This window comes from Streptomyces sp. NRRL S-1813 (assembly GCF_000719605.1).
Taxonomy (GTDB): Bacteria; Actinomycetota; Actinomycetes; order Streptomycetales; family Streptomycetaceae; genus Streptomyces; species Streptomyces decoyicus.
In genome coordinates this window covers 48,124-61,837 of record NZ_JOHB01000009.1, presented here as the reverse complement: position 1 = coordinate 61,837, position 13,714 = coordinate 48,124, and the positions used below count along the sequence as shown (strand labels likewise).

The window sequence follows — 13,714 nt, the reverse complement described above, 5'->3', positions numbered from 1 at the left end:
TCAGACGCGCATCGGCTGGGGCGATTCGCGGCGCTCCGGGTCGGGGCCCGGGTACTCGCGGATGGCCTCGTAGCGGGTGTTGCGCTCGACGGGGCGGAAGCCGGCGTCGCGGATCAGGTCGAGCAGGTCCTCACGGGTCAGCTTGTTGGGCGTGCCGTAGTTGTCCGCATCGTGCGTGATCTTGTACTCGACGACCGAGCCGTCCATGTCGTCCGCGCCGTGCTGGAGGGCGAGCTGGGTGGTCTGGAGACCGTGCATGACCCAGAAGCACTTGACATGCGGGACGTTGTCGAAGAGGAGGCGGGAGACCGCGAAGGTCTTCAGGGCCTCGGCGCCGGTCGCCATCGTCGTGCGCGCCTGGAGCTTGTTGCGGACCTTGCCGTCCTGCATGTCCACGAAGTCGTGCTGGTAGCGCAGCGGGATGAAGACCTGGAAGCCCCCGGTCTCGTCCTGGAGCTCACGCAGCCGCAGGACGTGGTCGACGCGGTGGCGGGGCTCCTCGATGTGCCCGTAGAGCATCGTCGAGGGGGTCTTGAGGCCCTTCTCGTGGGCGAGGCGGTGGATCCGCGACCAGTCCTCCCAGTGGGTGGCGTGGTCGACGATGTGCTGCCGGACCTCCCAGTCGAAGATCTCGGCGCCGCCGCCGGTCAGCGACTCCAGGCCGGCGTCGATCAGCTCGTCGAGGATCTCGGAGGCGGACAGGCCCGAGATGGTCTCGAAGTGGTGGATCTCGGTGGCGGTGAAGGCCTTGAGGGAGACCTCCGGGAGGGCTTCCTTGAGGGCCTTGAGGGAGCGCGGGTAGTAGCGCCACGGCAGGGTCGGGTGCAGGCCGTTGACGATGTGCAGCTCGGTGAGGTTGTCGTTCTCCATCGCCTTGGCGAGGCGGACGGCCTCCTCGATGCGCATCGTGTACGCGTCCTTCTCGCCCGGCTTGCGCTGGAACGAGCAGTAGGCGCACGACGCGGTGCACACATTCGTCATGTTGAGGTGACGGTTGACGTTGAAGTGGACGACGTCGCCGTTCTTGCGCGTGCGCACCTCATGGGCGAGACCGCCCAGCCATGCCAGGTCGTCGGACTCGTAGAGGGCGATACCGTCCTCGCGGGTCAGCCGCTCCCCGGCGTGGACCTTCGCCTCCAGCTCACGCTTGAGGCCCACATCCATCGACGCAGCCATCCGGTCGCCTCCCAGTCTCTGCCTTATCGGTGCCGTTTCTGGTGCGGGAAACGGGCTTCGTCGAGCGTACTCCCCCGTAAAAGGGGCGGACGGGGGCCCCTTGGTGCGCCCGTCCGCTCCGGTGTGTCCCGCCGCTGCCGAGGGCCTACTCGGCCTCCTCGGGCAGCTCGCCGACGCGGTTCTCCCACTTGGTGGAGAGCACGATCGTGGTGCGTGTACGGGAGACGCCCTTGGTGCCGGACAGCCGCCGGATGGTGCGCTCCAGCCCGTCCACGTCACCCACCCGCACCTTGAGCATGTACGAGTCGTCGCCGGCGATGAACCAGGCGTCCTCGATCTCGGCGAGGTCGCGCAGCCGGCGCGCGACGTCCTCGTGGTCGGCCGCGTCCGACAGGGAGATGCCGACCAGTGCGGTGACGCCGAGACCGAGCGAGGCGGCGTCGACCGTCGCGCGGTACCCGGTGATCACACCGGCCGCTTCGAGGCGGTTGATCCGGTCCGTGACGCTGGGCCCGGAGAGGCCGACGAGCCGCCCGAGCTCCGCGTACGAGGCCCGGCCGTTCTCGCGAAGTGCCTGGATGAGCTGCCTATCCACCGCGTCCATGCCCTCAAGCCTTCCAATCTTTACGCATTTTCGGGTTCTGCATGTAGAATCTAAGGCACGCAGGGTCTGTTCCCTGCGAATCTTTCAGACGATCAAAGACGATCTCAGGAGTTGTCACCGTGTACTCGATCGAGATGGCCTACGCCCGCATGCGCGAGCTTCAGGACCAGGCCAATCGTTCACGTGCCCACCGGGCTGCGGCACCGCGGACCCGCCGTCTCTTCGGCCGCGCCGCCGCAGCGAAGAAGCGCTAGCGAGCGTCCGGGGCCTCCTCCGCTTCCTTTTCCCTGGAGCCGCCCCGCAGCTCCCCCTCCCAGCGCCGGTACAGCCCGTGCGGCACCTCGGCCGCATCGAGCACCCGGCCGGCGACGAAGTCCACCAGATCCTGGATGTGCGTCGCCCCCGCATAGAACGCCGGTGAGGCGGGCAGCACCACGGCGCCCGCCTCGTCCAGCGTCACCAGATGCTTCAGCGTCGGCCCGTTCAACGGGGTCTCGCGGACCGTGACCACCAGCCGCCGCCGCTCCTTGAGCGTCACGCTCGCCACCCGCTGGAGCAGGTCCTTCGAGAGCCCGAGCGCCACCCCGGCCACACACGCCGTGCTCGCCGGGACGATCAGCATCCCCTTCACCGGATACGAGCCCGACGAGGGCCCGGCCGCCAGATCCCCCGCCGGCCAGTGCCGCACATCCGCCAGGTCCGCCTCCGTCACCGGAAACGTCGACGGCTTGCCATCGGCTCCGCGCGCCAGCCATTCCCGCAGGTCAGCGCGCCAATGGGCATCCCGGAACGCAATGCCGGTCTCGTCCAGCAGGGTCAGCCGCGACGCCCGGCTGACGATCAGATCCACCGCCTCCCCGGCGGCGAGCAGCCCGCGCAATACGGACGCGGCGTACGGCGTCCCGGACGCGCCGGAGATCCCCACGACCCACGGACGGCGTCGGCCGGGGCCCTGCTTACTGGTGTCGTTGTGCGGCGGCTCCACGCATCGAGCCTATCCGGCGGAACCACGGACCCCATCACGGCCGTTCTTACCTGTGCGCCCCTCGCGGAGCACCGCCGAGGGCCGCCCCACCGGGGGACGAGAAAGGGACAGCCGCAGATGACATCACGCGCGAAGCCCGCGATCTGCCTGATGCTGGGCTGGGTCGCACTGCTCTGGCTGCTGGAGGGCGTCGACGTCGCCACCGGCGGCTCGCTGGACACCTTCGGCATCCAGCCGCGCGAGCCCGCCGAGCTGCTCGACGTGGTGCCCGCCGCCTTCCTGCACTTCGGCTTCGGCCATCTCGTCGCGAACACCCTCCCGTTGCTGCTGCTCGGCTTCGTGGCCGCGCTGCGCAGCGGGGTGCACCGGCTGCTCGCCGTCGCCCTGCTGATCATCCTCACCAGCGGGCTGGGCGTATGGTTCACGGCCGCGCCGGACAGCAACACCGCGGGCGCCTCCGGTGTCGTCTTCGGCCTCTTCGGCTATCTGCTGGTGCGCGGCTTCATCGAACGCAAGCTCCTCGACATCGGCATCGGCCTGGTCGTCGGCGTGCTCTACGGCTCGATCCTGTGGGGCGCGCTGCCGACCGACAGCGGGATCAGCTGGCAGGGGCATCTGTTCGGGCTGACAGGCGGGGTGCTGGCGGCCTTCGCCTTCCGGGAGCGCCCGCGCAGCGCCCTGACCGGCGCCGGTGTCGGACCCGTCACGTAACCTCAGGGCGAACGGGAGCCGCGGGATCGCGCGCACTGCCTCGCAGCGCGCGCGGCGACGGGCACAGTGCGCAGTACATGGTGCGCAGTACATACGGGGTGAGCAGAGCATGTCCGACTACCACCAGCCCGGTTACGGCCCTCCGGCCGGCGGACCACAGCAGCCGTACGGGGCGCCGCAGCACGGGACTCCGCAGCAGGGCTGGGCCGGCGGCACGCCCGGCGGCGGCTACGGCTACCCCGGCGTGCAGCCGCCCGGCCCCGGTTACGGCGCCCAGCCGCCCGCGCCCCCGACAGGCCCCGCGATGTGGGCCCACCTCGGCGCCCTGCTGACCATGACCGCGGGCACGATGATGTGCTGCGGCCTCGGCGCCTTCCTCGGCTGGATCTTCCCGCTGTCCCTCCGCGGCAACGACCGCCACAGACACGACCCGTACATCCGCCACCACGCCACCCAGGCCGTGAACTTCGGCATCACCCAGGCGATCATGGCGGCCCTCGGGGTGGTGCTGTACGTCGCCAGCGCCTTCACCTTCGCCGCGGCCGCCACGACGGACGCCCAGCGCAACAGCTCCGGCCTGGCGGTCCCACTGCTGACCGTGATCGGCATCTTCGGCAGCTACGCCCTGTCCGGCGTGATCTGCGCGGTCATCGGCACGGTCAAGGCGACCCGCGGCGAGCTGTGGACCTACCCGCGACTGATCGCCTGGCCCCTCAGCAAGGGCTGACATCACCACAGCCCGCCAGGAACTGATTACTCTCCGTAATCGTAAAAGAAGGAGGCAGCACACAAGGCCTCACACACCCGTACAACCGACAGCCCAAAGCCTCCGCCCCAAAGCCTCCGCAGCCGTACGACCGATAGCCCGCGAGACCCGTAGTGCCGTAGGGCCGTAGGGGCCGTAGGACCCCAGGGCGCTCGCCCGCAGACCCGCCCGGCCGCGCAGCCGCACGGCCGACGGATCGCAAGGCCCGCCCGGCCACCAGCCCGCAAGCCCCCGCCGCACGACCCGCCGCAACGGCCGACAGGGCCACACCGCAACCGCCGGCCCGCGCAGCCGATCAGCCCGTCAGCCCGTCAGCCCGTCAGCCCGTCAGCCCGCGCACCGGAACCGCCAGACCCCTAAGACCCAGCAGACCCGGCAGACCGTCAGCCCCGTAAGCCCCGTAAGCCGTCAGACCGTCAGCCCGCGCACCAGCAGATCCAGTAGCGCGCAGACGAAGAGCGCGATCCCGATGAACCCGTTGACCTGGAAGAACGCCCGGTTCAGCCGGGTCAGGTCGTGCGGCTTCACGATCGTGTGCTCGTACAGGAAAGCCACCGCCACGATCGCCAGGCCCAGCCAGAAGAACACGCCCGCGCCGGTCGCGAGCGCGTACCAGACGAAGAGCGCCGTCGTGACGAGGTGACAGCCGCGGGCGCCCCAGATCGCGGCCGGGATGCCGAACCGGGCCGGCACCGACTTCACGCCGACCTCACGGTCCGTCTCCACGTCCTGGCAGGCGTAGATCAGGTCGAAGCCGCCGATCCAGATGCCGACCGCGAGGCCGAGGATCGCCGCCTCCCAGGACCAGGAGCCGGTGATCGCGAGCCAGGCGCCGACCGGGCCCATCGCCTGGGCGAGGCCGAGGATCGCCTGCGGGAAGTTCGTGAACCGCTTGCCGTACGGATAGACCACCATCGGCACCACCGCGAGGGGCGCGAGCGCCAGGCACAGGGGGTTCAGCAGCGCTGCCGCGCCCAGGAAGACGACGAGCGCGATCAGCGCGCCCGTCCACGCCGACTTCACCGAGACCGCGCCGGTGACCAGCTCCCGGTGCGCGGTGCGCGGGTTACGGGCATCGATCTCACGGTCGATGATCCGGTTCGCGGCCATCGCGAAGGTGCGCAGGCCGACCATGGCGATGGTGACGAGGAGCAGCCGGCCCCAGTGAATGTGCCGGTCCCACTGGTACATCGCGGTCAGGGAGGCGATGTAGGCGAAGGGCAGCGCGAAGACCGAGTGCTCGATCATCACGAGGCGCAGAAAGGCCTTGGTGCGGCCCGGCTGCGGGACCGCTGCGGATGCGCTGCTCACGAGAGTCCGTACTCCTTCCAGCGACGGTCGACCATCGCCGCCGTCCGCGGGTCGGACTCGACCATGTGGGGCCAGCCACCGTCGCGCGTATAGCCCTCCTCGGGCCACTTCTCCGTCGCGTCGATGCCCGCCTTGCCGCCCCAGAACTGCTGGTAGGAGGCGTGGTCGAGATGGTCGACGGGGCCTTCGACGACGGTGAGGTCACGGGCGTAGTCGGTGTTGCCCAGCGCCCGCCAGGAGACCTCGTGGAGGTTGTGCACATCGCAGTCCGCGTCCACGACCACGATCAGCTTGGTCAGCGACATCATGTGTGCGCCCCAGATGGCGTGCATAACCTTTTGTGCGTGTTTGGGGTACTTCTTGTCGATCGAGACGATCGCGCAGTTGTGGAAGCCGCCGGACTCGGGGAGGTGGTAGTCCACGATGTCCGGAACGATGATCTTGAGCAGCGGGAGGAAGAACCGCTCCGTCGCGCGGCCCAGCGGGCCGTCCTCGGTCGGCGGGCGACCGACGACGATCGACTGGAGCAGCGGCCGCTTACGCATCGTCACACAGTCGATGGTCAGCGCCGGGAACGGCTCCTGCGGCGTGTAGAAGCCGGTGTGGTCGCCGAACGGGCCCTCGGGCAGCATCTCGCCGGGCTCCAGCCAGCCCTCGATGACGACCTCGGTGTGCGCCGGGACCTGGAGCGGGACGGTCTTGCAGTCGACCATCTCGATCCGCTTGCCCTGGAGGAAGCCCGCGAAGAGGTACTCGTCGATGTCACCGGGCAGCGGCGCGGTCGACGCGTACGTCACGGCCGGCGGGCAGCCGAAGGCGATGGCGACCGGCAGCCGCTCCCCGCGCTTGGCGGCGACCTGGTAGTGGTTGCGGCTGTCCTTGTGGATCTGCCAGTGCATGCCGATGGTGCGCTTGTCGTGGCGCTGGAGGCGGTAGAGGCCCAGGTTGCGCACGCCGGATTCGGGGTGCTTGGTGTGCGTCAGGCCCAGGTTGAAGAAGGAGCCGCCGTCCTCGGGCCAGGTGAACAGCGCGGGGAGCTGGTCGAGATCGACGTCGTCGCCCTGGAGCACGACCTCCTGGACGGGGGCTTCCTTGACCTTCTTGGGCGGGACGTGCGCCATGCCCGCGAGCTTCCCGAACGCCTCGCGTACGCCGACGAAGCCCTGCGGCAGCTCCGGCTTGAGCAGTCCGCCGATCTTCCCGCTGATGTCCTCGTACGCCTTGAGGCCCAGCGCCTTCAGCAGCCGGCGGTCGGTGCCGTAGACGTTCATGGCGAGCGGCATCGCCGAGCCCTTGACGTTCTCGAAGAGCAGCGCCGGGCCACCGGACTTCTGCACCCGGTCCACGATCTCGCCGACTTCCAGATACGGATCGACCTCGGCCTTGATGCGCTTGAGGTCGCCTTCCCGCTCCAGTGCACGCAGGAACGAGCGAAGATCGTCGTAAGCCATGCCTTCCAGTATCGGGTACGCACTACCCTGGACGGGTCACCGGGCCCCGGCGAGGGCCCGCCGCCGTGTGCAGGGGGCTCGTTCCGCAATGCTCAGGTATCTGCCGTTCCTCTTGGTGCTGGCACTGTGGATCTATGCGTTCATCGACTGCCTGAACACCCCCGAATCACAGGTGCGGGGACTGCCCAAGGTGATCTGGGTGATCATCATCCTGCTCTTCGGCGAGGTGCTGGTCGGCCCGGTCGCCTGGCTGGTCGCGGGCAAGCAGCGCCGGCCGGTGACGGGAGACGGCTCCACGCCCTCGCAATGGCACCGCAACCACCGTACGAAGTTCGTCGCGCCCGACGACAATCCCGAGTTCCTCGCGTCCCTCAAGAGCGAGAACAGCGGGAACAACAAGGACGAGGCGCTGCTCAAGGACTGGGAGGCGGACCTGCGCCGCCGCGAGGAGGAGCTGCGGCGCACCGAGGGCACGAAGGACGAGACGAACGGCCCGGACGACCCCCAGCCGCCCGCCAAGGGCTAGAAGTTCCTCCCGTCGCGTCGTAGACGGCCGCGACGCCGACCGTCACGACGGCGGCCGTCACGACGGCGACCGGTCCCGACGACGTCGGTCCGTCGGAACCCGCGGCGGCGGCCGCCCCGGCGTACGGTGAGCGCATGGACCGTACGCAGGACTGGGGGCAGGACCGCGACGAGCTCCGGCTGCACGGCCACGTCGACGGCCACAGCGACCCGGTCGGCCACCCCGACCATGTGCAGGAACAGGCCCGCGCCATGCTGGCGACAGCGATCGCCGAGGCGCGCACCGGACTCGCCGAGGGCGGCATCCCGATCGGCGCGGCCCTCTACGGCCCCGACGGCGCCCTCCTCGGCCGCGGCCACAACCGCCGCGTCCAGGACGACGACCCCACCATGCACGCCGAGACCGCGGCCTTCCGCGCTGCCGGCCGCCAGCGCAGCTACCGCGGCACCACCATGGTCACCACCCTCTCCCCCTGCTGGTATTGCAGCGGCCTGGTCCGCCAGTTCGGCATCTCGCGGGTCGTGATCGGCGAGGCGCGGACCTTCCACGGCGGTCACGACTGGCTGGCCCGGCACGGCGTACGGATCGTGCTGCTGGACGACCCCGAGTGCGCAGCGCTGATGCGGGACTTCATCGGGGCGCGGCCGGAGCTGTGGCAGGAGGACATCGGGGGCGGGTAGGTAACAGGCCGACCGGTCCAGCGGGGCCCCGCCCGCGCCGGCCCGCCTCCTTCCGCCCGGCCCACCGCCTCCCGCCCGCCGCACAATTCGCTGGCCCCCACCCCCGCCATCCACCAGGATGGCCAGCCATGAGCACCCGCCCGGACGTCCTCCCCGTACAGGCCGCGGACACCCCCGTACACCCCGCCGAACCGCACCGCCGTATCCGCGCCCTGCACACCGACGAGACCGTCACCGTCTATCAGGCGTACTCCCCCGCGCTGGGCCTCCCGGCCGCGCGGGACGGGCGGTTCCCGGTGGCCTGGAAGCGGGAGCGGATGACGTGGATCAAGCCGTCGTTCCTGTGGATGATGTACCGCTGCGGCTGGGGCGCCAAGGCCGACCAGGAGACCGTGCTCGCCGTCGAGATCGACCGGGGCGGCTTCGACTGGGCGCTGCGGAACGCCTGTCTGTCGCACTACGACTCGGCTGAGCACCCCGACCGCGGGGCCTGGCAGCGGCAGTTGAAGGGGGCGCCGGCGCGGGTGCAGTGGGACCCGGAGCGCGATCTGCGGCTTCAGGCGCTGCCGTACCGGTCGCTCCAGCTGGGGCTGGCGGGGGAGGCGTCGCGCCGGTACGCAGACGAGTGGACGGTGGCCATCACGGACGTCACCCCGCTCGCCCGCGAGATCCATGCGCTGGTGCGTTCCGGGGACACCGCGGCGGCCGCGGCGCTGCTGCCCGAGGAGCGTCCCTACCCGGCACCCGAGGGAACTCCGGGCCTCGGCCGCGTGTCCTGACGCACCGCCGCAAACACGTAAATCCGGCCACCGCGGGGTCCGCGGCGCACTGCTTCGCGTGACGTACGGGACGTAGGGGTGTCCGGCCAACTGAGGGCCGTTCACAGCCAATTGATGCACCGTTCAGCCACCTCCCCCTGCCCGGGAAACTCGGGCACCGCCACAGTCATGTCGGCCCACTGAGGGCTCACGCGACTCAGGGAGAGTGGCACATATGCCCGACATGACCCGACGAAGACTCCTCGGCTCCACGGCCGGCGTGGTCGGCGGCGCCGCCGCGCTGTCGCTGCTGCCGCCCAGCGTGCAAAAGGCCGTCGCCGCCGGACCCGCACGTCACGGCTCGCTGCACGACATCGAGCACGTGGTGATGCTGATGCAGGAGAACCGCTCGTTCGACCACTACTTCGGCACCCTGCGCGGCGTCCGCGGCTTCGCCGACCCGGACGCGCTGACGCTGCCGGACGGCCGGTCGGTCTTCCACCAGCCGGACGCGCAGAACCCGGACGGTTATCTGCTGCCGTTCCGCCTCGACACGCACACCACCAGCGCCCAGGCCATCCCCTCCACCAGCCATGCCTGGTCCGTGCAGCACGAGGCGTGGAACGGCGGGAGGATGGACCGCTGGCTGCCCGCGCACCGCAAGGCCGACGGCGTCAATGGTCCGTATGTGATGGGCTATCACACGCGGGACGACATCCCGTTCCAGTTCGCCCTCGCCGAGGCGTTCACGCTGTGCGACAACTACTTCTGCTCGGTCTTCGGGCCGACCTGGCCGAACCGGCTGTACTGGATGACCGGCACCCTCGACCCGGGCGGCACACGGGGCGGCCCGGTGCTGAACAACACCGCGCCCAAGCCGTACCGCTGGACGACCTACGCCGAGCGGCTGGAGGCGGCCGGCATCAGCTGGCGGGTGTACCAGGAGGAGGACGACTACGGCTGCAACCTCCTGGAGCAGTTCCAGACGTTCCGGGACGCCAAGCCGGGCGATCCGCTCCATGAGCGCGGGATGGTGCCGCAGCCGGCCGGCACCTTCGAGGACGACGCCCGCCATGACCGGCTGCCGGCCGTCTCCTGGCTGATCCCCACCAGCCACCAGTCCGAGCACCCGGACTATCTGCCGGCCGCCGGCGCCGACTACGTCGCAAAGAAGATCGAGGCGATCGCGTCCAACCCGAGGGTGTGGGCCAAGACCGTCTTCATCCTCAATTACGACGAGAACGACGGCCTCTTCGACCATGTGCCGCCGCCGGTGCCGCCCCCGGGGACGAAGGACGAGTTCGTCCGGGGCCTGCCGATCGGCGGCGGCTTCCGCGTGCCGTGTCTGATCATCTCGCCGTGGACGGTGGGCGGCTGGGCCGCCGGCGACCCCTTCGACCACACCTCGGTGCTCCAGTTCCTGGAGCGCTGGACGGGCGTGGAGGAACCGAACATCAGCGACTGGCGGCGGGCGGCCTTCGGCGATCTGACGTCCGCGTTCGGCTTCCGCCACGGTGCGCGCCGCCCGCCGCGGCTGCCCCGCGACACCGCCGAGCAGCTGGTCGAGGCGCAGTGGGAGGTGGCGCATCTGCCGAAGCCGACGCTGCCGGGCGCGGGACAGCGGCCGCCACGCCAGGAGCGCGGCCGGCGCAGGCGGCGCTAGGCGGCAGTCCCCCAGGGCCCCAGGGCGGGCACGGGCATCTCTCCCTCTCCCGTAAAACGACGGTGCCGTACGGGCCGGCCTCGCGAGGAGGCGTCCCGTACGGCACCGCGGGGTGTGCGGACCGGACTCCGGCGATCAGACTCCGGCGTAGGAGTGCAGCCCCGTCACGAAGATGTTCACGCCGTAGTAGTTGATCAGGTAGCAGACGAACCCGATCAGGCCCAGCCAGGCGGCCCTGCGGCCCTTCCAGCCGGCCGTGGCGCGGGCGTGCAGATAGGTGGCGTAGGCGACCCAGGTGATGAAGGCCCAGACCTCCTTGGGGTCCCAGCCCCAGTAGCGGCCCCAGGCGGCCTCGGCCCAGATGGAGCCCGCGATGATGGTGAACGTCCACAGCGGGAAGATGGTGGCGTTGACGCGGTAGGAGAACTTGTCCAGCGAGGCGGCCGAGGGCAGCCGCTCCAGCACGGACGAGGCGAAGGCGCCGGGCTGCTTGCCCTTCGGCTCGGCGAGCTTGGCCTCGTAGGAGTCGCGGAAGAGGAAGAGCAGCGCGGAGACCGCACCGAGGTAGAGCGCCGCGCCGGAGATGATCGCGCAGCTGACGTGGATCCACAGCCAGTACGAGTGCAGCGCGGGCACCAGCTGGTCGCTGGCGGTGTAGAGCACCGTGACGGCCAGCCCGAGGTCGAGCAGGACGGTGGTGACCAGGGGCAGCCCGATCCAGCGGACGTTCTTCTTGAGCGCGAGCAGCAGCAGGTAGAGGCCGACCGCGACCGAGGCGAAGGTCGTGGAGAACTCGTACATGTTGCCCCAGGGGGCACGTTCCACGGACAGGGCGCGGGTGACGACGCCGGCCACGTGCAGCGCCCAGGCCAGGACGGTCAGCGAGATGGCGATCCGCCCGTAGAGGTCGCCCTTCTCGGTGTCGCCCGCGGCGCCCGGCCCGTCGGGGACGTCACGGCTGCCGGCAACGGGCTTGGTGATGACCTCGGGCCGTTCCAGGACGGCCGTCCCCCCCTGCTGCCGGGCTGTGTGCACGGAGACCGTCGCGGTCGCCTTGGCCTGTGCGGTCAGGGCTGCGGCGGTGCGGCCGACCTTGCTGCGGCTGCCGAACACCCACTCGGCCATGTGCGCGAGGAAGGCGAGCGTATAGACCGCCATCGCCGAATAGACCAGCAGGTTGCTGTTGTGCGCCAGTGTCTCGTTGGCTGCGGCCGCGATGTTCACGCGCGCGCTCCTTCAGAGGGGTCAGCAGGTCCGTCAGAGTCAGTGGGCTCCGCGGGGTCTTCGGTGTCGGGGGCGGGCCCGGCGTCCGGAGCGGGCGGGGCGCCGGCCTCCGTGCCGGGTCCCGTGCCGGGTTCGGCGTCCGGAGCGGGCGGGGCATCGGGGAACAGTGCTCCGGCGAGACCGGCGAGTTCCTCCGGCAGCCGGGCCGACTCGCTGCGGCCGAGACCGGCCATCTCGACGACGGTGACGCCGTCGGCGCCCTTCTCCGCCCGGACCCACACCCGGCGGCGCTGGATGAACAGCGATCCGGCCAGGCCCAGCAGAGCGGCGACCGCGCCGGTCAGCGCCAGGCCGTTGCCGGGCTGGTGGGAGACCTTGAAGCTGGCCCAGCTCTTGACGCCCTCGAAGGTGATGGAGCCCTCGCCGTTGGGCAGCTTCATCGTGGTCTGTTCTTCGGCAGCGCGTACGGCCGCCTTGTTCTTGGAGCCGGCGTGCCGCTCCACGCGGTCCTTGGGCAGCAGCATCTTCTTCAGGATGCCGCCCTTGCCGTCCTGGTACTTCTTGAGGCGCTTGGTGTCGAGCTTGTAGACGCTCTGCGGCAGACCGGAGTCCAGGCCCAGGTCGCCGTGGTACGCGTTCACCGACAGCACGGGGAAGTCCAGCGCGGGGAACTGCGAGAACATCGAGCCGGTGCCGCGGCCGCCGAACGTCGGGACGAACATGGCCTGGAAGCCGAGCTGGTTGCGCTTGCCGTCCTTGGTCTGCGCGCCGGGCACCTTCACCACACCGGTCGAGGTGAGGTTCTTGGGGTCCGCGGGCAGGAAGGCCGTCGCGCCGTGGAAGACGGTCTTGCCGCGGCCGTCCTTGACGGTGACGACGGGCGAGTAGCCGTGCGAGAGCAGGAAGACCTTGTTGCCGGCGATGTCGAGGGGTGTGTTGACCTCGATGGCGCTGTGGTGCTGCTTGCCGTCCGCGCCCAGGAAGTAGGAGATCTGCGCCCGGTAGGTGCGCGGGGTGCCCCGCTGGGGCCCGGTCCGCTCGTACGTCGCGTCGAAGCGGTGGAGCTTGAAGCCGAACGGCTCCATGTCGTCGGTGTCGTAGAACGGTCCCGACTTGAACTCGTCGTACTGGGTGAGGCTGTTGGAGAAGCCGTCGCCCTCGGTGACCAGCTTGTTGCCCTCGGACTTCCACAGGCCGCCGACGGCGAACGCCACCAGCATCACGATCAGCGCGACATGGAAGACGAGGTTGCCGACCTCGCGCAGATAGCCCTTCTCGGCGGCGACGGCGGAGCCGGCCCGGTGGGCGCGGAAGCGCCGCTTCTTCAGCAGCCGCTGGGCCGCACCGAGGATCTCGTCGGGCGCCGCGTCCGTGCGCCAGGTGGTGTACGCGGGCAGCCGGGTCAGCCGGCGCGGGGCGGCCGGCGGGCGGCGGCGGAGCTGTCCGACGAACTGCCAGCTGCGCGGCACGATGCAGCCGATCAGCGAGATGAACAGCAGCAGATAGATCGCCGAGAACCACACCGAGCTGTAGACGTGGAACATCCCGAGCTTGTCGTAGATGCCCGCAAGCGTGCTGTGATCGGCCTTGAACTGGTCGACCTTGGTCGGGTCGACGCTGGTCTGCGGGATCAGCGAGCCCGGGATCGCACCGATCGACAGCAGGAAGAGCAGCAGCAGCGCCACCCGCATCGAGGTCAGCTGCCGCCAGAACCAGCGCACCCAGCCGAGGGGGCCCAGCGAGGGGAAGCCGACGTCTTCCGTCGGCGCGGTCGAGAGCTGGGATCCGGCCGTGCCGAGATCGCTGCCCGCGTCGGCCTCGGGGCCCGGTTCGCGGGGGGTGTCGGTCTTGGTGGACAT

Annotated in this window: 14 protein-coding genes; 7 read left to right on the top strand and 7 right to left on the bottom strand. The window is 70.2% G+C overall.

Translation table 11 applies throughout. The annotated features are described in order from the left end of the window. Positions 1–1,164 carry an aminofutalosine synthase MqnE gene (mqnE, locus tag IF67_RS0115320; RefSeq protein ID WP_030985973.1) on the bottom strand — a complete coding sequence of 388 codons (1,164 nt, stop codon included), beginning with the start codon at positions 1,162–1,164 and terminating at the stop codon, positions 1–3. Positions 1,165–1,321: 157 nt separating this feature from the next. Continuing rightward, positions 1,322–1,780: an Lrp/AsnC family transcriptional regulator gene (locus tag IF67_RS0115315; protein ID WP_030074599.1), complete on the bottom strand. Its 459-nt coding sequence runs from the start codon at positions 1,778–1,780 to the stop codon at positions 1,322–1,324. 119 nt (positions 1,781–1,899) lie between these two features. Between IF67_RS0115315 and IF67_RS45740 the strand changes: the two genes are divergently transcribed. Beyond that, on the top strand, positions 1,900–2,034 hold the full coding sequence (locus IF67_RS45740) for a hypothetical protein (RefSeq protein ID WP_260639410.1): 135 nt from the start codon (positions 1,900–1,902) through the stop codon (positions 2,032–2,034). Here IF67_RS45740 and IF67_RS0115305 read toward each other — a convergent pair. Further along, positions 2,031–2,765, bottom strand: a complete 735-nt coding sequence (locus tag IF67_RS0115305) for a UbiX family flavin prenyltransferase (RefSeq protein WP_030985972.1) — start codon at positions 2,763–2,765, stop codon at positions 2,031–2,033. The two genes, IF67_RS45740 and IF67_RS0115305, sit on opposite strands and share 4 nt — an antisense overlap. A gap of 117 nt (positions 2,766–2,882) precedes the next feature. Between IF67_RS0115305 and IF67_RS0115300 the strand changes: the two genes are divergently transcribed. After that, positions 2,883–3,476, top strand: a complete 594-nt coding sequence (locus IF67_RS0115300) for a rhomboid family intramembrane serine protease (protein WP_030985970.1) — start codon at positions 2,883–2,885, stop codon at positions 3,474–3,476. A 109-nt stretch (positions 3,477–3,585) separates the two neighbouring features. Continuing rightward, a complete protein-coding gene (locus tag IF67_RS0115295; RefSeq protein ID WP_030985968.1) occupies positions 3,586–4,203 on the top strand; it encodes a DUF4870 domain-containing protein in 618 nt (205 codons plus the stop codon). A 447-nt stretch (positions 4,204–4,650) separates the two neighbouring features. Here IF67_RS0115295 and mqnP read toward each other — a convergent pair whose 3' ends face one another. Continuing rightward, the gene (gene mqnP, locus IF67_RS0115290) at positions 4,651–5,553 is read right to left on the bottom strand and encodes a menaquinone biosynthesis prenyltransferase MqnP (protein ID WP_030985966.1); all 903 of its coding nucleotides are present in this window, start codon (positions 5,551–5,553) and stop codon (positions 4,651–4,653) included. Continuing rightward, positions 5,550–7,004 carry a menaquinone biosynthesis decarboxylase gene (locus tag IF67_RS0115285; protein ID WP_030985964.1) on the bottom strand — a complete coding sequence of 485 codons (1,455 nt, stop codon included), beginning with the start codon at positions 7,002–7,004 and terminating at the stop codon, positions 5,550–5,552. Before IF67_RS0115285 ends, mqnP begins: the two co-directional genes overlap by 4 nt. An 88-nt stretch (positions 7,005–7,092) precedes the next feature. On the opposite strand from IF67_RS0115285, the gene IF67_RS0115280 reads away from it, so the two are divergent. The 4 genes from IF67_RS0115280 (at position 7,093) to IF67_RS0115265 (ending at position 10,631) form a co-directional block, all read left to right on the top strand. Then, on the top strand, positions 7,093–7,530 hold the full coding sequence (locus tag IF67_RS0115280; protein WP_030985963.1) for a PLD nuclease N-terminal domain-containing protein: 438 nt from the start codon (positions 7,093–7,095) through the stop codon (positions 7,528–7,530). Between the two features lie 134 nt (positions 7,531–7,664). Beyond that, positions 7,665–8,210: a nucleoside deaminase gene (locus IF67_RS0115275; RefSeq protein ID WP_324608881.1), complete on the top strand. Its 546-nt coding sequence runs from the start codon at positions 7,665–7,667 to the stop codon at positions 8,208–8,210. A 128-nt stretch (positions 8,211–8,338) separates the two neighbouring features. Then, positions 8,339–8,989 carry a DUF4291 domain-containing protein gene (locus IF67_RS0115270; RefSeq protein ID WP_030985959.1) on the top strand — a complete coding sequence of 217 codons (651 nt, stop codon included), beginning with the start codon at positions 8,339–8,341 and terminating at the stop codon, positions 8,987–8,989. Between the two features lie 214 nt (positions 8,990–9,203). Further along, positions 9,204–10,631 (top strand): alkaline phosphatase family protein, encoded by a 1,428-nt coding sequence (locus IF67_RS0115265; protein WP_030985957.1) that lies wholly within the window; start codon positions 9,204–9,206, stop codon positions 10,629–10,631. 135 nt (positions 10,632–10,766) lie between these two features. Here the strand turns inward: IF67_RS0115265 and ccsB are convergent, their stop codons facing one another. Next, positions 10,767–11,855, bottom strand: a complete 1,089-nt coding sequence (gene ccsB / locus IF67_RS0115260; protein ID WP_030985956.1) for a c-type cytochrome biogenesis protein CcsB — start codon at positions 11,853–11,855, stop codon at positions 10,767–10,769. Beyond that, entirely contained in the window at positions 11,852–13,714 is a 1,863-nt protein-coding gene (gene resB / locus IF67_RS0115255) for a cytochrome c biogenesis protein ResB (RefSeq protein WP_030985954.1), read from the bottom strand. Before resB ends, ccsB begins: the two co-directional genes overlap by 4 nt.